19 protein-coding genes are annotated in these 24821 nt (G+C 71.0%); 10 read left to right on the top strand and 9 right to left on the bottom strand.

Translation table 11 applies throughout. The features are described 5' to 3' along the window. Window positions 1–79 precede the first annotated feature (79 nt). Both ABIC30_RS10340 and ABIC30_RS10345 read right to left on the bottom strand, forming a co-directional pair. Complete coding sequence (locus ABIC30_RS10340) at window positions 80–1828, bottom strand: heparinase II/III family protein (protein WP_020092888.1); 1749 nt, start codon at window positions 1826–1828, stop codon at window positions 80–82. Window positions 1829–2001: 173 nt separating this feature from the next. Further along, a complete protein-coding gene (locus ABIC30_RS10345; protein ID WP_020092889.1) occupies window positions 2002–2946 on the bottom strand; it encodes a metal ABC transporter solute-binding protein, Zn/Mn family in 945 nt (314 codons plus the stop codon). Between the two features lie 155 nt (window positions 2947–3101). Here ABIC30_RS10345 and ABIC30_RS10350 point away from each other — a divergent pair, with 155 nt between their 5' ends. From ABIC30_RS10350 to ABIC30_RS10380, 7 genes are all read left to right on the top strand, one after another. Further along, on the top strand, window positions 3102–3647 hold the full coding sequence (locus ABIC30_RS10350; RefSeq protein ID WP_026604886.1) for a Spy/CpxP family protein refolding chaperone: 546 nt from the start codon (window positions 3102–3104) through the stop codon (window positions 3645–3647). A 92-nt stretch (window positions 3648–3739) separates the two neighbouring features. Continuing rightward, window positions 3740–5500 (top strand): ABC transporter ATP-binding protein, encoded by a 1761-nt coding sequence (locus ABIC30_RS10355; RefSeq protein ID WP_020092891.1) that lies wholly within the window; start codon window positions 3740–3742, stop codon window positions 5498–5500. A 127-nt stretch (window positions 5501–5627) separates the two neighbouring features. Beyond that, window positions 5628–6716 carry a branched-chain amino acid aminotransferase gene (locus ABIC30_RS10360; protein WP_020092892.1) on the top strand — a complete coding sequence of 363 codons (1089 nt, stop codon included), beginning with the start codon at window positions 5628–5630 and terminating at the stop codon, window positions 6714–6716. Window positions 6717–6890: 174 nt separating this feature from the next. Beyond that, on the top strand, window positions 6891–8696 hold the full coding sequence (locus tag ABIC30_RS10365) for a DEAD/DEAH box helicase family protein (protein WP_020092893.1): 1806 nt from the start codon (window positions 6891–6893) through the stop codon (window positions 8694–8696). Between the two features lie 134 nt (window positions 8697–8830). Next, window positions 8831–10117, top strand: a complete 1287-nt coding sequence (oxlT, locus tag ABIC30_RS10370) for an oxalate/formate MFS antiporter (protein ID WP_020092894.1) — start codon at window positions 8831–8833, stop codon at window positions 10115–10117. A gap of 146 nt (window positions 10118–10263) precedes the next feature. Then, window positions 10264–12009, top strand: coding sequence for an oxalyl-CoA decarboxylase (oxc, locus tag ABIC30_RS10375; RefSeq protein WP_020092895.1), 1746 nt, complete (start codon window positions 10264–10266; stop codon window positions 12007–12009). 280 nt (window positions 12010–12289) lie between these two features. Continuing rightward, the gene (locus ABIC30_RS10380) at window positions 12290–12985 is read left to right on the top strand and encodes an alpha/beta hydrolase (RefSeq protein WP_042675230.1); all 696 of its coding nucleotides are present in this window, start codon (window positions 12290–12292) and stop codon (window positions 12983–12985) included. 3 nt (window positions 12986–12988) lie between these two features. Here the strand turns inward: ABIC30_RS10380 and ABIC30_RS10385 are convergent, their stop codons facing one another. The 3 genes from ABIC30_RS10385 to ABIC30_RS10395 all read right to left on the bottom strand — a co-directional run bounded on the left by ABIC30_RS10385 (window position 12989) and on the right by ABIC30_RS10395 (window position 16031). Next, window positions 12989–14167: an HPP family protein gene (locus ABIC30_RS10385; protein ID WP_020092897.1), complete on the bottom strand. Its 1179-nt coding sequence runs from the start codon at window positions 14165–14167 to the stop codon at window positions 12989–12991. An 84-nt stretch (window positions 14168–14251) separates the two neighbouring features. Beyond that, window positions 14252–15502 carry a formyl-CoA transferase gene (gene frc / locus ABIC30_RS10390; protein WP_020092898.1) on the bottom strand — a complete coding sequence of 417 codons (1251 nt, stop codon included), beginning with the start codon at window positions 15500–15502 and terminating at the stop codon, window positions 14252–14254. A gap of 55 nt (window positions 15503–15557) precedes the next feature. Continuing rightward, complete coding sequence (locus ABIC30_RS10395) at window positions 15558–16031, bottom strand: PAS domain-containing protein (RefSeq protein ID WP_020092899.1); 474 nt, start codon at window positions 16029–16031, stop codon at window positions 15558–15560. Between the two features lie 395 nt (window positions 16032–16426). Here ABIC30_RS10395 and ABIC30_RS10400 point away from each other — a divergent pair, with 395 nt between their 5' ends. Beyond that, window positions 16427–17080, top strand: coding sequence for an ABC transporter ATP-binding protein (locus tag ABIC30_RS10400; RefSeq protein WP_012322467.1), 654 nt, complete (start codon window positions 16427–16429; stop codon window positions 17078–17080). 140 nt (window positions 17081–17220) lie between these two features. Further along, window positions 17221–18462, top strand: coding sequence for a KpsE/RkpR family capsule polysaccharide export protein (locus tag ABIC30_RS10405; RefSeq protein ID WP_026604889.1), 1242 nt, complete (start codon window positions 17221–17223; stop codon window positions 18460–18462). A gap of 40 nt (window positions 18463–18502) precedes the next feature. Here the strand turns inward: ABIC30_RS10405 and ABIC30_RS10410 are convergent, their stop codons facing one another. Beyond that, window positions 18503–19099, bottom strand: coding sequence for a hypothetical protein (locus ABIC30_RS10410; protein WP_020092901.1), 597 nt, complete (start codon window positions 19097–19099; stop codon window positions 18503–18505). A 237-nt stretch (window positions 19100–19336) separates the two neighbouring features. Between ABIC30_RS10410 and flhA the strand changes: the two genes are divergently transcribed. Next, on the top strand, window positions 19337–21484 hold the full coding sequence (flhA, locus tag ABIC30_RS10415) for a flagellar biosynthesis protein FlhA (RefSeq protein WP_020092902.1): 2148 nt from the start codon (window positions 19337–19339) through the stop codon (window positions 21482–21484). Between the two features lie 188 nt (window positions 21485–21672). On the opposite strand, the gene ABIC30_RS10420 is transcribed toward flhA, so the two are convergent. From ABIC30_RS10420 to fliI, 3 genes are all read right to left on the bottom strand, one after another. After that, window positions 21673–22740, bottom strand: coding sequence for a lysylphosphatidylglycerol synthase domain-containing protein (locus ABIC30_RS10420; protein ID WP_020092903.1), 1068 nt, complete (start codon window positions 22738–22740; stop codon window positions 21673–21675). 143 nt (window positions 22741–22883) lie between these two features. Next, window positions 22884–23291 (bottom strand): flagellar export protein FliJ, encoded by a 408-nt coding sequence (fliJ, locus tag ABIC30_RS10425; protein WP_012322462.1) that lies wholly within the window; start codon window positions 23289–23291, stop codon window positions 22884–22886. Window positions 23292–23440: 149 nt separating this feature from the next. After that, on the bottom strand, window positions 23441–24793 hold the full coding sequence (gene fliI / locus ABIC30_RS10430; protein ID WP_020092905.1) for a flagellar protein export ATPase FliI: 1353 nt from the start codon (window positions 24791–24793) through the stop codon (window positions 23441–23443). Between the last annotated feature and the right edge of the window lie 28 nt (window positions 24794–24821).

Genomic DNA, 24821 nt, shown 5'->3' on the forward strand with positions numbered 1-24821 from the left:
CGTGCCGAAAGTTCGAGATTTTCCGGCGCGGTAGCATGGAAACGGTGAGCCCGGCCAGCCGGCCCTGTCCGGAGACCCGTCAGGGCGCCACGCCGCGCAGGGGCGCGGAGGCCCGACGCTCGAAGTTCCACCGGACTTCCACATCGTCGGATACCCGCAGATGAAGGACGATCTGGTCGGTCCGGCGCGGTCCGGTCAGGCCCGAGAAGTAGACGCTCTCCTCGATGGCGATCTCGGCGTTCTCGGCGCTGAACACCCAGACCTCCCCGAGCGCCGAGGCGAGTTCCAGCCCCTCCGGGACGCTGCGCACCGCGATGCCGGGATGCAGGTGAAAACGGATCGCCACGTCCTGCGGGCGCAGCCGCCGCCCGCGGCTGAGCCCCTTGCCCTGGCGCAGGAAGGCGTCGCGGCCCTCCAGGCGCGCCGTCGCGTGGAAGAGCTGCCAGCGGCGCTCGTGCACGATGCCGAATTCGGGGGCGTAGCCGTTGTGCCGGGCAGCGAGGACGACGCTGTCGGCCTCCTCGGCCCGCTCGGCCGCCACCGCAGATGGACCGCTCAGCACCACGGGCCCGCGCCGACCGATCAGCCAGTCCGCCAGCAGCCGCTCGCCCCACCACCCGGTGCGGGTGAGGAACCGGCAGGATGAGGCGTGGGCCACCGAGGCCGTCGAATGGGCCGGCGTCGAGCGGGCAAGGAGGCGCAGATCCGCGCCGCTGGCCGGCAGGCCGCAATTGACCACGATGCGCTGCGGCCCGCTCGACATCTCGAAGGCGAGGCAGCCCGCACCGGCATTCACCGCGTAGGGCAGCGGCGGGCTGGCACCGACATCGGCGACGATCACCACCCGGCCGCCCTCCAGGCGCTCGTAGCCCGAGTTCGGCGCGTGCATCAGCGGGCGGGCGAGCGCGCCGTCGTAGACCAGCAGGGTCGCGAGATGGTCCGCGTCCGTGGCGCCCATGCCGTTGAAGTGGCTCAGCGAGGCATCCGGGTGGCGGAGCAGTCGCAGCAGCGGCAGCATCCGGTCGACCGCGCGCAGGAGCGCCAGCGGCGGCTCGACGCTGCGGCTCAGGTAGCTCTGCCGCAGCGGCAGGAGGTCGAGGAGCAGCTCCATGGCGTAGCGCGGGTCGCGGGAGCGGTGGCCGCCGTCGGTCAGGATCTGCCGGTCGAGCTCCCGCGTCAGGATGCGGGTCGCCCGGCGCAGGATCGGCTGGATGCCGTCGCAGCACAGGCCGGCGTAGCAGAGCGCCACCGCGGCGTTCAGGCGCCATTGCGGCGGCACACCGCGCCGGAGGTCGCGCTCGAGCTGCTGGGCGTTGCGGCCGATCGCCTTGAGGAAGTTCTGGTAGAAGCCGTGGTCGGCACCCTCCAGAACGAGGGGCGACTGGCACAGGAACGAGATCAGCCGGCGCGCCGCCACCGGCGTCTGGCGGGCGAGCGCCGCGTCGCCGCGGCCGGCGATGAAATCGGCCACGAAGGCGCGGGCATTGGCGCGGGCCAGCGCGGTGTCGGCGGCGCGCAGGTGGCGCAGCCAGCCGAAGCCGTAGAGCTCGTCGGCCCATTCCGGCGACGGTGCCGCGTAGTCGAAGGGCGAGCCGCCGCTCGCCGCGAGCGACCGGCCGGCGAAGACGAACAACCCGGCGTAGATGTCGTCCGCGAAGGTCGCGTCGGAGGTGCGCAGGTCCTGCGGCGCGATCACCAAGCCGGCGACCCGCATCCGGGCGAGGATGTCGGGCGGGGCTGTGACGCTGGCGCCGGCGGCGCGGACCGCGCGCGCGGTCTCGCGCGCGACGAGCCGATAGAAGCGCCAGCGGTCAGGCCCCCAAGCCACGCGATCTCCGAGCTACGCGTTCTGAAGGCCCCAAGGCCTTGAGCCCTCGCGCACGAGGATCGGCTGGCACCCGTTTCGTAAGGCTAGTGGGGGCCTCTTAACCGGCGGTTTACGCTATGTCATGTCCGACGCCGTGAAGGCGAAGGATCGCGGCGGCGCGCCCTCCCGGCGGGTTAGCCCGGCATCAGCGCGGCGTCGAACGCCTTCAGGTTCGACCGCATCAGGTCGAGATACGTCGCGGCCGGGCCGTCCGGCGCCGAGAGCGCGTCGGAATAGACCTTGCCGCCGACGCGGGCGCCGCTCTCGCGGGCGATCTGCTGCATCTGGCGCGGGTCGCTGATGTTCTCGAGGAACACCGCCGGCACGCGCTCCTTCCGGATCTGGCGGATGATCGCGGCCACGTCCCGCGGGCTCGCCTCGCTGTCCGTCGACACGCCCTGCGGCGCGATGAAGCGCAGGCCGTAGGCCGCCGCGAAGTAGCCGAAGGCGTCGTGGGTCGTGATGATCCGCCGCCGCTCCGGGGGGATGCGGGCGATCGCCGCCCGGACGTCCCGCTCCAGCGCGTCGAGCTCGGCGAGGTAGGCGGCCGCCGCCGCCCGGTAGGCGTCGGCATGGGCCGGATCGACCTTGGCGAGGCCGTCCCGGATGTTCGCCACGTAGGTCCGCACGTTGGCGACGTCCTGCCAGGCATGCGGGTCCACGGCGTGGTCGCCGTGTCCGTGTCCGTGGTCGCCGTCCTCGTGGGCGTGCTCGTCCTGCGCGGGGATCGGCTTCACGCCCGCGGAGGCCACCACCACGGGGGCGCGCGTGCCGGAGGCCCGGATCAGCCGGTCGAACCAGCCCTCCAGCCCGAGGCCGTTGACGAACACGATGTCGGCTTCGGCGAGCTTGCGCGCGTCGGCCGGGGACGGGCTCAGGCCGTGCGCGTCGGAGTCCGGACCGACCAGCGTCGCCACCGTCACGTGCGATCCGCCGACCTGCCGGACGAGGTCGCCCAGGATCGAGAAGGTCGCCACCGCCCGCACCGGCCGGTCCTGCGGTGCGGCCGAGACCGGCCCCGCCGACCCGAACCACAGGGACAGGATCGCGAGCGCCGCGATCCGGAATGTTCTCGCCACGCGCCGCACCGCTCCACCTGCCGCAACCCCGTCGCGCCTGCCACTAATGTAACATTGTTACATACACAAGCGGGATACACGGAAGGTGCCCTATGCGCGGCGTTGGGCGCCGCCGCGGGCCGCGGCGACGTCCCGAGCGTGAGACGGAGATTTCCATGTCCCGACCTTTGACGGCGGCCATCCTGGTGACCGGGGCGCTCGGCCTCGGGCTCGCCGGCGCGGCGGTCGCGCGCGATCACGGACCCGAGGGCTTCCGCGGGCACGGCCGCTGGAGCGCGCTGACCCCCGAGGACCGCGCGGCCTTCACGGATGCCCGCATCGCCGCCCTGCATGCCGGCTTGAAGCTCAACGCCGACCAGGAGAAGCTGTGGCCGCCGGTGGAGACGGCGATCCGCGACATGGCCAAGCTGCGCCAGCAGCGCCGCGAGGCGATGCGCGACCGGCCGAAGTTCAGCGACGACGCGCCGGCGGCGCTGCGGGCGATGGCGGACGCGGCGAGTGCGCGGGGCGACGCCCTGCGCAAGCTCGCCGACGCGTCCCAGCCGCTCTACGCCAGCCTCGACCAGGACCAGAAGCGGCGCGCCATGATCCTCGCCCGGCCGATGGGCCCGATGGGCGGCCACGGCATGCGGGGCGGCTGGCACCGGGACCGCGGTGACGATCGCGGCGACGATCACGGGTCGCGCGGCGACGGCCGCTGAGCAAAAGCCTTGATCCGCGGCGGCGGCGGCGGCAAACCGCAGCCGCCGCGCATCCTGCCCCGGGGCGGCACTGATCCGACCCGGTAGGTCTCATGGCGCGCCTTCCCGGCGACACGGCTCCCCTCCTCGCCCGGCTCTGGCGCACGTGGCTGTACCCGCACCGGGCCACCTTGGCGGTGGTGCTGGTGCTGATCGCCCTGGTCGGCGCCTCGACCGGGCTCTACCCGGCGCTGATCAAGGCCGCCTTCGACGCCTTCGACCGTAAGGACGCCGCCGCCATCGCGTACGGACCGCTGGTGGTGATCGTCGTCACGGCCACGCGCGGCTTCGCCCTCTACGGCCAGACGGTGCTGACCAACCGGGTGGTGACCCGGGTCGAGGCCGACATGCAGGCGGCGCTCTACGGGCATCTCATCGATTCGGACCTCGCCCAGCTCGGCCGCGAGAGCCCGGCGGCGCTCACCCAGCGCTTCACCACCGACTTCGCCTTCATCAAGGAGGCGCTGACCCGCATCTCGACGGTCCTGCTCCGCGACATCGCGATGCTGATCGGGCTCGTGGCAGCGCTGATCTGGATGGATCCGGTGCTGACCCTCGTGGCCGGCGTCACGGTCCCGTTCGTGGCGGGACCGATCGGGCGGATCGGCCGGAAGCTCCGGCGGGTCTCGACCTCGACCCAGGAGCAGATGGGCGCCACCGCCAGCCTGATCTCCGAGAGCCTGCAGGGGGCCCGGGTCGCCAAGGCCTACGCGATGGAGGCCTACCTCAAGGGCCGCGCCGCGGAGGCCCTCGACGAGGTGCGGCGCCTCAAGATGAAAGCCGCCAATGCCCGCGGCCGCCTCGACCCGCTGCTCGAGATCGGCGGCGGCATCGCGGTGGCGGGCGTCCTGGTGCTGGTCGGCCAGCGTGTCCTGGCCGGCGAGAAGACGGTCGGCGACTTCACCGGCTACGTGGCAGCCCTGCTCCTCGCCGCCCAGCCGGCCCGGGCGCTGGGCAACCTCAACGCCATCCTGCAGGAGGCGGCGGCCGCGCTGCGGCGCTACTTCGACGTCATGGACGAGAGTGCCACGATCCGCGAGGCGCCGGAGGCCCGGCCGCTGGCGGTGACCGGCGGCGCGATCCGCTTCGCCGACGTCCGGTTCCGCTACCGGCCGGACGCGCCGGCGCTGGAGGGCATCGACCTCGCGGTCCCGGCCGGATCGGTGACGGCGCTCGTCGGGCGCTCGGGCTCGGGCAAGTCCTCGCTGCTCAACCTCGTTCCGCGCCTCTACGACGTCACCGGCGGCGCCGTGACCATCGACGGCCAGGATGTCCGGGACGTGACGCTGGCTTCCCTGCGCGCCGCGGTGGCGGTCGTCTCGCAGGAGGTCGTGCTGTTCGACGACACGATCGCCGCCAATATCGGCTTCGGCCGACCCGGGGCCACGCCCGCGGAGATCGAGGCGGCGGCCGAGGCCGCCGCGGCCCACACCTTCGTCTCGGCCCTCCCGGAAGGCTACGGGTTCCGGGTCGGCCCGGGCGGCGGCCGGCTCTCGGGCGGCGAGCGGCAGCGGATGGCGCTGGCCCGCGCCTTCCTCAAGGACGCGCCGATCCTGCTCCTCGACGAGGCGACCTCGGCCCTCGATTCCGAATCGGAGCGGCTCGTCCAGGAGGCGCTGACCCGGCTGATGCGCGGCCGCACCACCCTGGTGATCGCCCACCGGCTCTCGACCGTGCGCGACGCCGATCAGATCGCCGTGATGGAGGCGGGCCGGGTGATCGAGACCGGGCGCCACGACGACCTGCTCGCCGCCGGCGGCGCCTACGCGCGCCTGCACCGTCTGCAGCTGTCGGAGCCCGCGACCGCCGAGTGACGCGCCGAGTGACGCGCCGAGTGACTCGGCGAGCGACTCGCATGTGCGGCGACGCCGTCATGCGCCGGCTCCGTAGATTCGCGCGCCGGAGCGCGCCATAAGGGCCTCAGTCGATGAGGACCACACCGTGAGCGACCTGACGTTCGAGATCCAAAGTCATCCGGCCCCGCGGACCGCCGAGGAGCGGGCCGCGCTGATGGCGAATCCTGGCTTCGGCAAGGTGTTCACAGACCACATGGTGGTGGCGCGCTACACCGCCGGCCGCGGCTGGCACGACGCGCGGATCCAGGCGCGCGAGGCCATCCCCCTCGATCCTGCCGCCGCGGTGCTGCACTACGCGCAGGAGATCTTCGAGGGCCTGAAGGCCTACCGCACCGCGGACGGCGGCGCGGCCCTGTTCCGGCCGGAGGCCAACGCCCTGCGCTTCCGCCGCTCCGCCGAGCGGATGGCGATGGCGCCCTTCCCGGAGGACGCCTTCGTCGAGGCGATGCGCAGGCTCGTCGAGATCGACCGCGCCTGGATCCCCGACACGCCGGACGGCAGCCTCTACCTGCGCCCGTTCATGATCGCCAGCGAGGCCTTCCTCGGGGTCAAGCCGGCCTCGGAATACCTGTTCGTGACGATCGCCTCGGCGGTCGGCTCCTACTTCAAGGATCCGACCGGCACCGTGACGGTGTGGGTCTCGGAGCACTTCACCCGCGCGGCCCCGGGCGGCACGGGCGCGGCCAAGTGCGGCGGCAACTACGCGGCGAGCCTCGCGGCGCAGTCGGAGGCGGCGTCGCAGGGCTGCGAGCAGGTGGTGTTCCTCGACGCGGCCGAGCGCCGCTACGTCGAGGAGCTCGGCGGCATGAACGTGTTCTTCGTCTTCGAGGACGGCACGCTGGTGACGCCCCCGCTCTCGGACAGCATCCTGCCCGGCATCACCCGCGACTCGGTGATCACGCTGGCGCGGGAGGCGGGCCTGACCGTGAAGGAGGAGCCCTACACGATCGACGCGTGGCGCGCCGACGTGCGGGAGGGCCGCCTCACCGAGGCCTTCGCCTGCGGTACCGCCGCGGTGATCACGCCGATCGGCACCGTCAAGGGCCGGGAGGAGAGCTTCACCATCGGGAACGGCAAGGCCGGCCCCGTGGCCCAGCGGCTGCGGAGCCTGCTGGTGGACATCCAGCGGGGCAATTCCAATGACGCCCACGGCTGGTTCCAGAAGATCTTCTGAGAATCGGCGTCCGCCCGCGGCCGTGTGGTCGGGGTCGGGACTGCTGGGTTCGCCGCGAGGACCGGGCAGGCGTCTGCCCGGTCCTCGCCCTCGTCCCGAGGTCGCGGCGCGCGTTGCGGACTTCTCGGGCGGTCTTCGGCGGAGCGCACGGTGACGGATACGGTTGCCGCGCGCGTGACGGACGCGTCGGTCCACTCTCCCGAGCCGCCTATCGGCCCCTGGAACCCGGGCGTCCGGTCCGATCTGCCGTCCGGCTTCCTGCCCCTCGTGACCGTCTACCGGCCGGAGCACGTCGAGACGCCGCTCCGCGACGCCCTGGACCTGAGCGATCTCTGCGGGCTGCCCGCCCGCCAGCTCACCCGGTTCCGGGCCGGGCGCCTCGTCGTCCACGAGGTCCTGATCCGGGTGATGTCGGATCTCTCCGTGCCGGTGGGCGAAGTCTACGCCGATCTCGGCGTGAACTTCCGCGCCATCGTCGCGACCATCCTGCGCGAGGGCATCGAGCCCCGCCTCGCCGAGGTCGAGTCCGCCCTTGACCGGATCCGCGCCGAGGCCGACGCGGTGCTCGCCCGCGAGATCGCCGCCATCCTGGAGGAGAGACCTCCCCCGCCGCCGCCAGAGCCGCGCTGGCTCGACCGCCTGCTCGGGCGCCGCCCGCCGACGGTCCAGGCGCCGCGCGAGGATCTCGCGACCCGGGCCCTGCGCCATCTCGAGAGCTGGCAGCGACGCGCCGCCGAAGCCGGCGACGCCCTGGAGATGGCCGCCTGCGAGGCCCTGCGCGCCGTGGTGTCGGGCCTCATCGCGCGGCAGAATGCGGTCATCCGCGACGCCGCGCTGCTGCGGACCATCGCGGGGACGCTGGTCTCGAACGGCTACGGCAGCCGGCGCGTCGGCGAGCAGATCGAGCCCTGGATCGACGCCGTCGTCGAGGCGCAGCGCTACCGGCGGCTGGCGCCGCAGGATCATCCGGTGGTGATGAACGTGAAGGGCGCCTCGGCGTCCGGAAAGAGCACGATCCGCCCCTACCAGCTCGGCCTCGCCAGGCGGCTGGGCATGGCGTGGTCGGACTTCGCGGTGATCACCCCCGACGTCTGGCGCAAGTACCTCCTCGACTACGACAGCCTGGGCGAAGCTTCGCGTTACGCCGGGACGCTGACCGGCTACGAGGTCGAGATCATCGACATGAAGCTCGACCGCTACGTCACCCGCAAGGCGGCGGAGCGGCGGATCTCGAACCTGCTGATCGACCGGTTCCGGTTCGACAGCTTCCAGGCCGACGCGGGCTCGGACGGCGGCGGCCAGTTGCTCACCCGGTTCGGCGACCGCGTCTACATGCAGTTCATGGTCACGCCTCCGGCCGACACCGTGGAGCGCGCCTGGAAGCGCGGCGAGCTGTTCGGCCGCTACAAGGCCGTCGAGGACCTCCTGGCCCACAACGTCGAGGCCTATACCGGCATGCCGCGCCTGTTCTTCAACTGGGCGCTCGCACGGGACAAGCAGGTGGTCTGCGAGTTCCTCGACAACAGCGTGCCGCTGGGCGAGCGCCCGCGCACCATCGCGTTCTGGGCGGACGGAACTCTCAACATCCTCGACGTGAAGGGGCTGATCGACATCGACCGCTTCCGCAAGGTCGACATCTTCGCCCCCGGGCCCGACGCGGTGTTCGACGGCGCCGACCTCTCGGCCTCCGCCAACACCAGCTTCCTGCGCGAATGCCTGCGCCGGATGGCGGTCGTCCGCTTCGTTCAGGCCGAGACCGGCCGGGCCTTCATGCGTCTCGACCGCGGTCGGATCACGGCGCTGGATCCGGGAACCCTGGCGGCGGTGAAGTCGGGGCCCGATTGGGAGGCCGCCTGCGCCCTCATCGGCTTCCCGGCCGACCCGGCCTCGATCCCCGCCCTCGACGAGATTCTGAGCCCCGCGGAGGCACCGACGCTCGGTGCCTGGGGACCGATTCCTCCGGCCGGGCAAACGGAATAATATCGCCGTCCTGACACTTCACCCGGTCCGTCTCACCCTGGTATATTGCATACCTAGAACGGATGTGCATGATCGTCGGGGCACGAGAGACGCCGCCAGAGCAAGGCCGCGCCGCCCAAGAGAGAGGCTCAGGGATGGAACGCCAGGATTCGCCTTCGGCGAAATGGTGGCAGCTCGCCTTCGGCGTGATCTGCATGGCCATGATCGCCAACCTTCAATACGGTTGGACCCTGTTCGTGGACCCGATCGACCAGCGCTACCATTGGGGCCGCGCGGCGATCCAGCTCGCGTTCACGCTGTTCGTCGCCACGGAGACCTGGCTGGTGCCGGTCGAAGCGTGGTTCGTCGACCGCTACGGTCCGAAGATCGTCGTCGCCTTCGGCGGCGTGATGATCGCCCTCGCCTGGACCATCAACGCCTACGCCGACAGCCTGGCGATGCTCTATCTCGGCGCCGTCGTCGCCGGCATCGGTGCGGGCTCGGTCTACGGCACCTGCGTGGGCAACGCGCTCAAGTGGTTCCCGGATCGCCGCGGCCTCGCCGCCGGCGCCACCGCGGCCGGCTTCGGCGCGGGTGCCGCCATCACGGTGGTGCCGATCGCCCGCATGATCGCGTCGAGCGGCTACCAGGACGCGTTCCTGTACTTCGGCATCGGCCAGGGCGCCGTGGTGCTGGCCCTCGCCTTCCTGCTGCGCAAGCCGTCGACCAACACGCCGGTCCAGCGCAAGAAGACCCGCCTGCCGCAGACCAAGGTCGACCGCAGCCCCCGCGAGGCGGTGCGCACCCCGGTCTTCTGGGTCATGTACGTGATGTTCGTGATGGTCGCCTCCGGCGGCCTGATGGCGGCGGCGCAGATCGCCCCGATCGCCCACGACTTCCAGGTGGCCGGCGTGCCGGTGAGCCTGTTCGGCCTGCAGATGGCGGCGCTGACGCTGGCGATCTCGCTCGACCGGGTCTTCGACGGGTTCGGCCGGCCGTTCTTCGGCTACGTCTCCGACAACATCGGCCGCGAGAACACGATGTTCATCGCCTTCTCGACGGCGGCGCTCGCGGTGATCGTGCTGCTGACCTACGGTCACGTCCCGATGGTCTTCGTCCTGGCCACCGCGGTGTATTTCGGGGTCTTCGGCGAGATCTACTCGCTGTTCCCGGCGACCTGCGGCGACACGTTCGGCTCCAAGTACGCCGCCAGCAACGCCGGTCTGCTCTACACCGCCAAGGGCACCGCGGCCTTCCTCGTCCCCTTCGCCAGCATCCTGTCGGCGGCCTACGGCTGGTCGGCGGTGTTCACGCTGATCATCGTCCTCAACGTGACGGCGGCGGCGCTGGCGATGTTCGTCTTGCGCCCGATGCGGGCCCGTTACCTCGCCTCGGAGGACCAGCCCGCGGCGCTCGGCGCCCAGCCGATCCGGGCGGCCTGATAGGCCCCCCGCCCCACGACGTCGCGCAAGCGACGCCCGACCTTCGCGGATCTCCCGCCCTCCCCCTCCTCGGGAGTGTGGGGGATCCTCCAGCTAGCCGGCGCCGAGAGCCGCCCGTACAAACCGATCCTCCGGGAGATACCGTGATGACCGCAGTCGCCAAGATCGTCCACACCACCCCCGAGGTCGAGGCCGAGCCCGATCTGACCGACGGCTTCCACCTCGTCATCGACGCGCTCAAGCTGAACGGCATCGACACCATCTACGGTGTCCCGGGCATCCCGATCACCGATCTCGGGCGCATGGCCCAGGCCGAGGGGATGCGGGTGATCTCGTTCCGCCACGAGCAGCACGCCGGCAACGCCGCGGCGATCGCGGGCTTCCTCACCCAGAAGCCGGGCATCTGCCTCACCGTCTCGGCGCCGGGCTTCCTCAACGGCCTGACCGCCCTCGCCAACGCCACCACCAACTGCTTCCCGATGATCCTGATCTCGGGCTCCTCCGAGCGCGAGATCGTCGACCTGCAGCAGGGCGACTACGAGGAGATGGACCAGCTCGCCATCGCCAAGCCCCTGTGCAAGGCGGCCTTCCGGGTGCTGCACGCCGCCGATATCGGCATCGGCGTCGCCCGCGCCATCCGCGCGGCCTGCTCGGGCCGGCCGGGCGGCGTCTACCTCGACCTGCCCGCCAAGCTGTTCTCCCAGGTGATGGACGCCGAGGCCGGCCAGAAGTCGCTGGTCAAGGTGATCGATCCGGCGCCTGCCCAGCACCCCGCCCCCGAGGCGATCGCCCGGGCGCTCGAGGTCCTGAAATCCGCCAAGCGGCCGCTGATCGTGCTCGGCAAGGGCGCCGCCTACGCCCAGGCCGATGACGCCATCCGCGCCCTCGTGGAGACCAGCGGCATCCCCTACGTGCCGATGAGCATGGCCAAGGGCCTCCTGCCCGACACCCACCCGCTCTCGGCCGGCGCGGCGCGCTCGACGGCGCTGAAGGACTCGGACGTGGTGCTGCTGGTCGGCGCCCGGCTGAACTGGCTGCTGTCGCACGGCAAGGGCAAGAGCTGGGGCGAGCCGGGCTCGACCAAGTTCATCCAGATCGACATCGAGCCCCGCGAGATGGACTCGAACGTCGAGATCATGGCGCCGGTGGTCGGCGACATCGCCTCCTGCGTGCAGGCGCTGCTCGACGGCATGGGCCAGGGCTGGCAGCAGCCCCCGTCCGACTGGATCGAGACGCTCAAGTCGAAGCGCGAGGCGAACGTCGCCAAGATGGCGCCGAAGCTCATGAGCAACGCCTCGCCCATGAACTTCCACGCGGCGCTCGGCGCGCTGCGCACCATCGTCAAGGAGCGGCCGGACGCGATCCTCGTCAACGAGGGCGCCAACACCCTCGACCTCGCCCGCGGCATCATCGACATGTACCAGCCGCGCAAGCGCCTGGACGTCGGCACCTGGGGCATCATGGGCATCGGCATGGGCTTCGCCGTCGCGGCCGCCGTCGAGACCGGCAAGCCAGTGCTCTGCGTCGAGGGTGACAGCGCCTTCGGCTTCTCCGGCATGGAGGTCGAGACGATCTGCCGGTACGGCCTGCCGGTCTGCATCGTGGTGTTCAACAACAACGGCATCTACCGCGGCACCGACACGGATCCGACCGGCCGCGACCCGGCCACCACCGTGTTCGTGCCGGATTCCCGCTACGACAAGATGATGGAGGCCTTCGGCGGCGTCGGCTACCACGTCACCACGCCGGACGAGCTGACCCGCGCGGTCAACGAGGCGATGAACTCGGGCCGCCCGGCCCTCGTCAACGCCGTCATCGACCCGGCGGCCGGCAGCGAGAGCGGCAACATCGGCAGCCTCAACCCGCAGAGCGGGATCAAGAAGAAGAAGTGAGGGCGAGCCCCTCGCGAGATCTCTGATCCCACACCATCGAAGCTGGGCTCGCGTGTCGAGCCCGGCTCTTTGCCTTGACGAGAACGGCGTCGCGGATCCGCGCGGGACGGTGTTCCGCTGAAGCTCCCGGCCCCCGGGAGACCTTCCCCGCACCGTCATCGCGAGCGAAGCGAAGCGGCCCGGGCCGGCGCGGTCCAGTTCCGCGCGGAGCGCGGGGATGGCTTCGCCGCGCCCGCAGTGACGGCGCCGGATCCGTCATCCGTTCGGTGACGGTGCATCCATGATCGATCCCGACCTCGCCGGCCGCCTGCACTTCCGCCACCGGCTCCCCACCGAGGAGCCCCTCCCCCCGGGCCGGCACGACCTCGGCCTCTTCGCCGAGCGCGACGCGGTGCTGGTGGTCCCCGAGGGCCTCGATCCGCGCCGGCCCTGCCCGCTCGTGGTGCTGTTCCACGGCGGCGGCGGCAGCGCCGAGCGCATCCTGCCGATGCTGGAGGCGCACGCCCGGACCGAGCGCTTCCTGCTCCTCGCGCCGCAATCCCTGTTCCCGACCTGGGACATCGTCATCGCCGGCCACGGGCCCGACCGGGAGCGCGTCGCGGCGGCGCTGGGTCACGTCGCCGACCGGTTCCTGCTCGATCCGCAGCGGCTCTGCTTCGCCGGCCATTCCGACGGCGGCAGCTACACGCTCTCGTCGGGGCTCGCGAACGGCGACGTGGCGAGCCACCTGATCGTCTCGTCGGCGGGGTTCCTGTCGGTGCACCTGCAGGTCGGCGCCCCGCGCATCTTCCTGTCGCACGGGACCCAGGACGAGCAGATCCCGATTGACCGGAGCGCCCGGGTCCACGTGCCGGCCCTGCGCGAAGCCGGCTATCCCGTGACCTACGTCGAGTATGACGGACCGCACGCCCACCAGCCGGCCGTGGTGGCGCAGGCGGTCAGGTTCTTCCTGGCGGATCCGCCCGCCGAGCGCTGAGGGTCAGGCCAGCGCGGCCCGGGCCGGCGCGCGGGCGCGGATCGGCGCCTCGGGCGCGTCGGCCTCGGACAGGAGCGCCGGGATCAGGTCGGTCTGCGAGACGATCCCGACCAGGCGGCCGTCGTCGTCGACCACCGGCAGGTGGTGAAGCCCCGCCTCCGACATCCGCGGCACAAGGGCGGCCACGGGCGTGTCGGGACCGACCGGCTCGACCGCGCTCATGATGTCGGCCGCGCAGCCGTGGGGGGCGCGGCCGCGCTCGGCGGTGAGGCGCAGGCGGCGGCCGAGACCGAGGCGCGGCCCGTTCCGGTCCCAGGCGGCCTTGTCGAGCAGGTCGGTCTGCGTGACGATGCCGAGGACGCGCGCGCCCTCGTCGGTGACCGGAAGCGCCTTGATGCGGTGACGGCGCAGCAGCCGCATGGCCTCGGAGAGCGGCGCGTCCGGCGCCACCGCGATCACGTCGCGCGACATGATCGCCGCGCAGGTGATCGGGCCCGAGCGGCGGCCGTAGACCCGCATCTGCACGCGCCGCAGGATCTGCTCCAGGTCGCCCCGATCGACGTCCAGGAGCTGGTCGAAATCCTCCAGCGCGGCGTCGAGGTCCGAGGCCCGGAAGCCGACCCGGGCGTCCGAGGGCGGATCGGCGGTCCGGGGCCCGGCCGGGCGCAGGTGCGGGTAGGCGCGCCCGGTGAGGTTGTTGAACAGCAGGGCGGTGGTCAGCAGCAGCAGCGAGTTGACCGCCACCGGCCACAGCACGAAGCCGTAGCCCAGCTCCCGGATCGCCGGGCCGCCGAGCACCGCCGTCAGCGCCACGGCCCCGCTCGGCGGGTGCAGGCAGCGCAGGGCCATCATCAGCGCGATCGCCACCCCGATGGCGCAGGACGCCGCCACGAACGGGTCGCCGATCCAGGCCGCCGCCGTGACACCGACGAGCGCCGCCACGATGTTGCCGCCGAGGATCGACCAGGGCTGCGCCAGAGGGCTTGCCGGCACCGCGAAGAGCAGCACCGCCGAGGCGCCCATCGGGGCGATCAGCACCGGCAGGGCCTCGGCCGGGACGGAGACCCGGCAGACGAAGCCGGTCGCCAGGATGCCCACGAGGGCACCGGCCGCCGAGCGCAGGCGCTCGCGCTTGCTGACCGGGGTCAGCTCCGGCAGGAAACGGCTGAGGAATGCGCGCATCGGATCCGGGGCTCGCACGTGAAAAGGACGGCGCCCCGGGGAGCGCCGTCCTGTCTCAGGGTCGCTGAAGTCGGGCGGTCCTTATCAGACCGCGCGGGCCTCGTGCATCGCCCGGATCTGCTCCTGGGTGTAACCCAGGTCTGCGAGCACCTCATCGGTGTGCTCGCCGAGCAGCGGCGACGCCTTCACCTCGACCTGCATGTCGGAGAACTTGATCGGGCTTCCGACGGTCAGGTACTTGCCGAGCTTCGGGTGCGCCACCTCGACGACGGTGCCGCTCTCGCGCAGGGACTTGTCCTCGGCGATCTCCTTCATCGACAGCACCGGCGCGCAGGGGATGTCGTAGGTGCGCAGGATGTCGACCGCCTCGAACTTGGTCTTGTCGGCGAGCCACTCCTCGATCGTCTTGAAGATGTCGAAGATCTTGTCCTGGCGGGCGCGCGGCGTGTTGTAGCCCGGGTCGGTGATCCACTCCTCCTTGCCGAGCGCTTTGCAGATCGGCGCCCAGGCGTGGCCCTGGATCGTGAAGTAGATGTAGGCGTTCGGGTCGGTCTCCCAGCCCTTGCACTTCAGCACCCAGCCCGGCTGGCCGCCGCCGCCCGCGTTGCCGCCGCGCGGCACCACGTCGGAGAACTCGCCGTGGGGGTACTGCGGGTACTCCTCGAGGTAGCCGAGCGCGTCGAGGCGCTGCTGGTCGCGCAGCTTCACGCGGCAGAGGTTGATCACCGAGTCCTGCATCGACACGGCGACCTTCTGGCCCTTGCCGGTCTTGTTCTTCTGGTGGAGCGCCGTGAGGATGCCGATGGCGAGGTGCATGCCGGTGTTGGAGTCACCGAGCGCGGCGGCGCTGACGGTGGGCGGCCCGTCCCAGAAGCCCGTGGTCGAGGCGGCACCGCCCGCGCACTGGGCGACGTTCTCGTAGACCTTCAGGTCCTCGTAGTGGTGGCCGTCCGAGAAGCCCTTCACCGAGGCGAGGATCATGCCCGGGTTCAGCTCCTGGATGCGGGCCCAGGAGAAGCCCATCCGGTCGAGGGCGCCGGGTCCGAAGTTCTCGACCATGACGTCGGAGTCCTGTATGAGCTTCTCGAGGACTTCCTTGCCGGCCTGGGTCTTGGTGTCGAGGGTGAGCGAGCGCTTGTTGGAGTTCAGCATCGTGAAGTAGAGCGCGTCCGCGTCCTCGACGTGGCGCAGCTGCGTGCGGGTCACGTCGCCGGCGCCGGGGCGCTCGACCTTGATCACGTCGGCGCCGAACCAGGCGAGGAGCTGCGTGCAGGCCGGGCCGGCCTGGACGTGGGTGAAGTCGATGATCTTGATGCCTTCCAGCGGCTTGCTCATTGGGCGTTCTCCCTGTGCGGTTCGGTGATCGGGTCCTTCGGATCGTCCGGCGGGCTCAAGGCGCCCGACGGGCCGGATCCGAGGAAGCTTCGAGTTCGGCGACGCGCTGGCGCAGGCGCTTCTCCTCGGCCCAGCGCTCGGTCTCGTCGCGGATCACGGCGACGATCCCGGTCACCCGGTCGGAGGCGTCCCGCACCATCCCCACCGTGAAGGCGATGGAGAGCTGGCGGCCGTCCTTGTGGAGCGCCGGCACCCTCAGGGTCTCTGCCCCGTAGCGGGTGACGCCGGTGCGCATGGTCTTGGCGTAGCCGTCCCAGTGGCGGCGTCGGTGCCGCTCGGGTGTGATCAGATCGAGGGTCTGGCCCAGAGCCTCGGCGGCGGTGAAGCCGAAGATGCGCTCCGCGGCCGGGTTCCAGACCGTGATGGCGCCGTCCGGATCGGACACCACCACCGCGTCGCCGATCGCCTCGGCCAGACCGTGGATCTCGAGGGAACCGGGCGCGGCCAGGGTCGGCCCGGTCGCCGTCATGGGCGCCACCCGGTCGGCGGCGCGGATGAGAGGTGGATCGCGGCAGTCCGGCGCCTTGTCATGGGGCGGCCCTTCCTGAACGTCACGCGCGGAAACGGCGGTAAAATTCCGGTCCCGCATCCTTGAAGGGCTGTCACCCGCCCTCTTCGGTTGGTATTTGGTATGCCAAATGGAGAATGGCGTCAACCGACGGGGTGACAGGTGGCACTTTTCTTCAAGCGGCCGGTGGAGCTTTCCGGGCGAAGCCGTCGGCCGACGCGCGCCGTTCGACCGCCGCCGCGCGACGCGGCAAGGCGCTCATGTCCTTCTCAGATTTGCCGCTTTCAGCGAGCAGGACTCCGCCCGTCAGGCAGCTCGGACCGGCGGTTCGGCACACCGCCCGGGAGACCATTTCGGTGATCCGTTTCGAGAAAGTCAGCAAGGTCTACCGGACGGAAGGCCACCGGCGGACCATCCTGGAACAGGTGTCGTTCACCCTGAAGCCGGGCGTGTCCTACGGCATCCTCGGCATCAACGGCGCCGGAAAATCCACCACGATGCGGCTGATCGCCGGCACCGAGGACGCGACGCGCGGCCGGATCCACCGCGGCCTCAGGGTCTCGTGGCCCCTCGGCTTCGCGGGCGGCTTCCATCCCAAGATGACCGGGCGCGACAACGTCACCTTCGTGGCGCGCATCTACGGCGAGGACCCGCGCAAGGTGCTCGATTTCGTCGAGGACTTCTCGGAACTCGGAAGCTACCTCGACGTGCCGATCTACACGTACTCGTCGGGCATGGGCGCGCGGCTCGCCTTCGGCATGAGCATGGCGATCCCGTTCGACTGCTACCTGATCGACGAGATCACCTCGGTCGGCGACGCGCGGTTCTCGAAGCGCTGCGACGAGGTCTTCTCGCAGCGCCGGAAGAACGCCGACATCATCATGGTCTCGCACTCCATGGAGACCATCCGGCAGTGGTGCACGCAGGGGTTGGTCCTGCTGAACGGTCGCGCGATCATCTACGAGGACGTGAACGACGCCATCGAGGTGTACCGGCGCCTCAACGCCTGACCGCGCCGGCGGCGGCCGGACCGCGACGACATGCTTTTGCCGCCTCGCCGTGCGAGAGACGGTCGCGGCGCCGGGTGCGGCGCGCGCGGGATCCCGGTAACGGGTCGACCTTCGAGGCCGGGGAGGCCGGGAATCAGACCATGAACATGGAGATCCGGAAGGCCGAGGGGCAGCCGGTCACGCCCGCGGACCGCCAGCAGGCGGTGAGCGAGTCGCTGCGGCAGATCGCGCGCATGTCGCGCTTCGCCGACCGCAAGAAGGGCATCCGGTCCTTTCAGGCCGACGCCAAGAACGATCCCTGGATCCCGATCCTGTTCGTCGTCTGCTTCCTGCTGCCGACGCTCGCCGGGGCGGCCTATTACGGCCTGATCGCCTCGGACCGCTACGTCAGCGAGGCGCGATTCGCGATCCGGCCGGCCATCGGCTCCGCCGAGAAGACGTCCTCGGAGACCGGCGGGACGAATTCCGGCATGGCGAACCAGATGGTGGCGCAGGACACGCTGATCACGCGCGAGTTCATCCTCAGCCGTCCGATGCTGGAGCTCCTCGAGGCGCAGCTTCCGCTGCGCCAGTGGTTCAGCAGCGAGTCCATCGACTACTTCTCGCGCTTCGATCCGGAGAAGCCGATCGAGAAGTTCGTCCGCTACTGGAAGCGGCGCGTCGGCGTCGAGGTCGAGGCCGGATCCGGCATCTTGTCGGTGGAGGTCGAGGCCTTCGATCCCCAGGAATCCCTCGCCATCGCCAAGGCCATCATGAAGGAGGCCGAGCGCAAGGTGAACGACCTCAGCGTCAAGTCGCGCGAGGATGCCGTCGCCGAGAGCACGCGGGAGCTGCGGCTCGCCGAGGAGCGCATGACCAAGATCCGCCTCGCGACGCGCGACCTGCGCAACCGCGAGGGCGTGCTCGACGCGCAGAAGACGAACGACATCAACGTCAAGATGATCGCCGAGATGCGGGCCTCGCGGATCAACCTCGCGCTCCAGCTCGCGATCGGGCAGCGGGACCTCGGTCCCGACGCCCGCCGGATCATCGACATCAAGCAGCAGATGAAGGACCTCGACGACAACATCGCCCGGATCGAGCGGCAATCCGCCAGCCAGGATCCGGAGCAGAAGCGCCTGCTCTCCGACGCGTTGACCAAGTTCGAGGTCTTGGAGAACGACCGCAAGAACGCCGAGAAGTACTATCAGCAGGTGCTGACCGCCCACGAGCGCGCGCGCATCATCGCGGCCCGGCAGATCGAGTTCTTCAGCCCGATCGTCGAGCCGGTGAAGGCCGAATCCTCCACCGAACCGCGGCGGCTCTTGATGATCGCGTTGATCACCGCGGGCGCCGGCGTCCTGTTCGGCGCCGCGATGTTCGCCCGGAAGATGATGACCTAACGCGCGTCCCGCCGGGTTCGCCCGGGACGGTCCGGTATCCTCAGCGGCCGGCCCCGGTGCCCCGGTCATCCGCCGCCGGGCCGATGGTGCCGCCGGTCCAGCCCTGGGCGCGCCAGCCCTCGGCGCGCTGGTCGAGATCGATCGACCCTGCCTGGTCGAGAATGGACAGGACGCGCTCGGCCCGGGACTCGTCGGCGCGCACCGTCACCAGGGTACCGCCGCGACGCACGCCCTCGGCGTAGGTCTCGGCCTCGTCGGCGCTGAGGCCCGCGGCGGTCAGGCCGCCGATCAGGCCGCCGGCCGCGGCGCCCACGCCGGCGCCCGTCACGGTGGCGACGAGCCAGCCCGCCGCCGCCACCGGCCCGAGCCCCGGGATCGCCAGGAGGCCCAGCCCAGCGAGCAGGCCGGCGCCGCCGCCCAGGACCGTGCCGACCGTGGCTCCGGTGCCGGCGGAATCCGCCGCGTCCACCGGTCGGGGAACGGCGGTCCCGGGCGCCCGCGGCGGGACCGCGGGCTCGTTGCGATTCGCGATGATGCTGATGTCCGCGTGGGGGATGCCGGCGGCCTCCAGCCGGTCCACCGCCCCCGCGGCGGCGTCGTAATCGTCGAACAGGGCGGTCAGGGCGCGCAGGGCCATCGAGCTCTCCCGGTATGTCCGGGCCTGGGCCCGGAGACGTGGCGGCGGCGCGGGCGGCCCGGACGCGGGCGCGGTCGGATGCCGGATCGACGCTCTCGCCGACCGATCAAGCGATCGCGGCGGCCCGGGTTCCCGCGAGCGCCGGCCCCATCTTAACGCCGCGCTAACCATCCGCTCGGCAGATCTTGCCGGGTACGTCCCGGGCCTGTCCCGGGCGAACGGCAGCGGATGGCAGCGATGGCAGAGACGGCGAGCGTGCCGGCACAGACAGGAGCGGCGGCCGTCCTCGGCCAGCTCGCGCTGCCGACGCGCGGCGATCTCCAGGCGCTGTCGAAGCGGTCGGACCTGCTGTTCGCGACCGGCGTGCTGGGGATCCTGGCGGTCCTCATCTTCCCGTTGCCGGCGATCCTGCTCGACCTGCTGCTGGCCGTGTCGATCATCCTGTCGGTCCTGATCATGATGACCGGCCTGTCGATCGACAACCCGCTGGAATTCACCGTCTTCCCGACGCTGCTGCTCATCGCCACGATGTTGCGGCTCGCCCTCAACCTCGCCTCGACGCGCCTGATCCTCGGGCACGGGCACGAGGGCACGGCGGCGGCCGGGCACGTCATCGAGGCCTTCGGCCACTTCGTGATGGGCGGCAACTTCGTCATCGGGATCATCGTGTTCGCGATCCTGATCATCGTGAACTTCGTGGTGATCACGAAGGGCTCGGGCCGCATCGCCGAGGTCGCGGCCCGCTTCACCCTCGACGCGATGCCCGGCAAGCAGATGGCCATCGACGCCGACCTGTCGGCCGGCCTGATCGACGAGAAGACCGCGAAGGCGCGGCGCGCGGCGCTCGAGGAAGAATCCTCCTTCTTCGGCGCCATGGACGGTGCCTCGAAGTTCGTGCGCGGCGACGCGGTGGCGGCCCTGCTGATCACCTTCATCAACGTGGTCGGCGGCATCATCATCGGGGTGGCGCAGCAGGGCTTGAGCTTCGGCGAGGCCGCCAAGAGCTACACCCTGCTGACGATCGGCGACGGCCTCGCGAGCCAGGTCCCGGCGCTGATCGTGTCGACGGCGGCGGGCCTGCTGGTCTCGAAGGCCGGCGTGCGCGGCGCCGCCGACAAGGCGCTCGGCAAGCAGCTCGCGCACTATCCCAAGGCGCTGGGCATGTCAGCCGCGGTGATGCTGCTGATCGCCCTCCTGCCCGGCATGCCGATGCTGCCCTTCGTCCTGCTGGGCGGCGGGGCCGGCTACGCAGCGTGGCGCATCAACAAGACCGCCAAGCTCGCGCCGCCGCTCGACGCCCTGGGCGCCCCGATGGATGCGGCCGCGGTCGCCGCGGCGAGCGCCGCCAAGGAGGAGACGGTCACCGACCTGCTGAAGCTCGACGACCTCAAGCTCGAGATGGGCTACGCGCTCCTCGCCCTGGTCAACGGCGAGGGCCAGGACCGGCTCACCGACCAGATCAAGGCCCTGCGCCGCCAGCTCGCCGCGGAACTCGGCTTCGTGATGCCGTCGGTGCGCATCCTCGACAACGTCCAGCTCGACGCCAACGCCTACGTGGTGCGGGTCAAGGAGATCGAGGCGGGCACCGGCCGGATCTTCCCGGGCCAGTTCATGGCGATGGATCCGATGGGCGGTCAGGTCCAGCTGCCCGGACAACACATGCTGGAGCCGACCTTCGGCCTGCCGGCAACCTGGATCGACGCGGCCCTGCGCGACCAAGCGCAGCTCAAAGGCTACACCGTGGTCGATGCCGCCACCGTCGTGTCGACGCACCTGACCGAGATCATCAAGGCCCACGTCTCCGAGCTCCTCAACCACGTCGAGGTCTCGAAGCTGCTGCGCGAGCTGCCCAAGGAGCACGCCGAGTTACTCAAGGAGATCGTGCCGTCGCAGATCTCCACCACCGGCATCCAGCGCGTGCTGCAGTTCCTGCTCGCCGAGCGGGTCTCGATCCGCGATCTAGGGGCGATCGTGGAGGCGATCGCCGAGGTGGCGGGCGCGGTGAAGAACCCCCGCGACGTGGTCGAGCACGTCCGGGCGCGCCTCGGCCGGCAGATCTGCGCACAGTACCAGGACCCGAACGGCATGCTGCCGATCATCACCCTGTCGCCGGCCTGGGAGCAGGCGTTCATGGAGTCGATCGTCGGCGAGCGCGAGGAGCGCTACCTCGCGATGCAGCCCTCGAAGCTCAGCGAGTTCGTCAACACCGTGCGCGACCGCTTCGAGACGGCGGCGCGCCAGGGCGAGATGCCGGTGCTCGTCACCTCCGCCCAGACGCGGCCTTTCGTGCGCTCGATCATCGAGCGCTTCCGCCGCGAGACGCCGGTGATGAGCCAGGCGGAGATCCACCCGCGGGCGCGGCTGCGGACGGTGAACTCGATCTGAGGACCCAGGGGCCGCGACACCGGCGTGGGCAGACTCGTGCCGGCGCACGGGCCGAGGGAGCAATTACGGGATCGGCGCGCGCCGCGCGCAGACGAAGCGCGCGGGCGAAGCGATCCCGGGTTTCGCGGTGTGGCGCGCGGGGGCCGAGGCGGCGGCGTCACCCCCGCGTCGAGACGGCGGTCAGGCCCTCAGATCGCTTTCTGCTTGAGCTCCCGCTCCAACTCGTGCGCGTCGAGACCGGGAACGACGACGGGCGGTTCCGGCACGGCGGCCGCCTTGGGCCCGTGCGCGGCCGAGCCGATCGCCGCGGCCAGCCGCGAGCGCTCGAAGGCGATCACCACGATCACCGAGACCAGGGCCGGAAGCCAGAAGTAGAAGATCCGGAAGATGATCACCGCCGCGATGATCGCGTCCTTCTGCGCCTCGTCGGTGATGTGCATCGCGGTGATGAACACGATCTCGAACACGCCGAGGCCGCCCGGCGCGTGCGAGGCCAGCGCCACCGAGAAGGAGGCCAGGAAGATCGCCAGGACCGGGATGAAGCCCGGGTTCATCGCCTCCGGCAGGGCGAAGTAGATGATGCCCGCCGCGCCCAGGAGCTCCAGCGGCGCCGCGAGCAGCTGGCGCCCCATGATGCCGGGCCGGGGATATTCGAGCTTGAACGACCGAATGTGCAGCGGCCGCAGGTGCAGGATCGAGCCGATCACGTACAGCCCGACGAAGCCCAGCATGCCGATGCCGACGATCAGCGCGGTCTTGGAATCGGTGAGGAAGCCCGGGAGCTTGCCCTCGAGGCGCGTCAGCAGGTTCGGATCGACCACCAGCGTGAAGCCGCCGAGGAGGACGGTCCCGAGGAAGAACGTGAACGAGCAGAGCGCCACCAGCACGGCGACCTGCGCCGCCGTCAGGCCCTTGGCCGTGTAGGCCCGGTAGCGGACCAGGGCGCCCGAGAAGACCGAGGCGCCGATATTGTGCGAGAGCGCGTAGGTCGTGAACGAGCAGAGCGAGACGAAGAGCCACGAGATGTGGCGCACGCCCAGATGCAGCAGGGCGATCCGGTCGTACCAGGCGAGCGCCGCGTAGGCGACCAGGGTCGACAGGGCCGCCAGCAGGATCCGGTGGGGCGGGATCGCGAGGATCGCGGCCCAGATCGCCGCGAGCGAGGTCGTCTTCAATTCCTGGTAGAGGAAGTAGCCCGATATCACGACGGCCGCGAGGCCGATCAAGGGCCAGATGAACTCGCTGATCTTCTTCATGAACACCGACGCCCTGGGGAGAGCCCCTGATGCGCCGGCACGCGACGCGCTGCAAGCGGCATGGCGCCGCCGCGATCCCCCTTGTCAGGTGATCGTGACGGTTTCGTGCCGCGGAAGCCGGCCGAGCGGTCCGACGGGCCGCGTCAGCCCCGGGCGCGGTTGAGGCCGATCCCGTCCATGGCGGCCTGATCGCGGGCCGATTCGGCAGCGCGCTCGGCGGTCCGCTCGCGGTCGTTCAGGATCTCGACCTTCTTGAGCTCCTCGAACGCCTCGCCCAGCTCGGCCTTCGCCTCGGCGAGCTGACCCTCGAGCGCCTGGGCGGACTGGATCATGTTGTCCCGGCGCGTCGCCGCGGCCCGGGCGTAGGTCGGGTAGGCGAAGTGACCGACGTCGGTGATTCCGGCCCGGGCCTCCTCGACGGCGACCTCGCGATCGAGCTCCACCGCCATGCGCTGGAAGTCGGCCATCATCATCTCGATCTGGGTCACGCGCCGGCGCTTCTCGTCGACCTGGAAGCGGCGCAGGCGGATCAGCGTGTCACGCGATTTCATCAGGACGCTCACTCCACGCAACGCTTGAGGCCGCGCCCGGGATCGTGCCCGGACCGAGCCTGTGTGCGAGCCTGCCCACGGCAAACCCGCCCGGATCCCCCACGTGCACCATGATCGCGCCGAAGCGTTAACGCCCCGGCCCATGGTGCCTAGGCCCTGCCGACGATCTCGGTGAGCCGTGCGTAACCATCGCCGATGGACGTTGCTTCTTCCTTACCCTGCCCCAGAAAAGCCTCAAGATCGGGCATGAGCGCGACCGCCTCGTCGACCTCCTGGGAGGAGCCCGCCCGGTAGGCGCCGAGCCGGATCAGCTCCTCCATGTCGGCGTAGGTCGACAGCAGCCGCCGCGCCCGCCGCACGACCGGGAGGTAGGCCGGGTCGCAGGAGCGCGGCATGGTGCGCGAGACCGAGCGCAGAACGTTGATCGCCGGGTAGCGCCCGCGCTCCGCGATGGCGCGCTCCATGACGATGTGACCGTCGAGGATGCCCCGCACCGCGTCGGCCACGGGCTCGTTGTGGTCGTCGCCCTCGACCAGGACGGTGAACAGGGCCGAGATCGTGCCCTGCCCCACCCCTGGACCGGCGCGCTCGAGCAGGCGCGGCAGCTCCGAGAAGACGGTCGGCGTGTAGCCCTTGGCGGTGGGCGGCTCGCCGGCGGCGAGGCCGATATCGCGCTGGGCCATGGCGAAGCGCGTGATCGAGTCGATCATGCACAGGACCTTGGCGCCCTGATCGCGGAAGTGCTCAGCGACCGACAGGGTCACGTAGGCCGCGTTCCGGCGCATCAGGGCCGGCTCGTCGGAGGTCGCCACCACGACCACCGAGCGCGCGAGCCCCGCGGCGCCCAGATCGTCCTGGAGGAATTCCTGCACCTCGCGGCCGCGCTCGCCCACGAGGCCGATCACCGCCACATCGGCGGCCGTGTAGCGGGCCAGCATCGACAGCAACACGGACTTGCCGACGCCGGACCCGGCGAAGATGCCCATCCGCTGGCCCGCGCACATGGTCAGGAAGGTGTTGATGCACCGGACGCCCAGATCGAGCGGTCCGCCGACGCGTGTGCGGGCGTGGGCGGGGGGCGGGTCCGCGCGCAGGGGGTAGACGTCGGGCCCCTGCACAAGGGGGCCCAGCCCGTCGACCGGCCGCCCGAGGGCGTCGATCACCCGGCCGAGCCAAGCGCCGGAGGGCCGGATCGCGCCGGCCGATTCGTCGCGGACATAGGCGGGGCAGCCGCGCCGCACGCCCTCGAGCGAGCCGAACGGCATCGCGAGCGCCCGATCGCCCTGGAACCCGATGACCTCGCAGGGCACCAGCCCGTGGCCGTTAGCACCCTCGACGTCGACCCGGCCACCGAGTCGCATCGCGGCCACAGGTCCGGCGACCTCCACCAGCAGGCCGCGGATCGCCACGACCCGCCCGAACGTCTCCAGCACCTCGATCCGCTCGAGGGCGGCCTGCGCCGACGCGAGCGAAGCAACGGATCTTGCCGGATCCTGTGTCATCGGCCTGGCTCTCAACGCTTCGTTTACC

This window comes from Methylobacterium sp. 1030 (assembly GCF_040544715.1).
Lineage (GTDB): Bacteria > Pseudomonadota > Alphaproteobacteria > Rhizobiales > Beijerinckiaceae > Methylobacterium.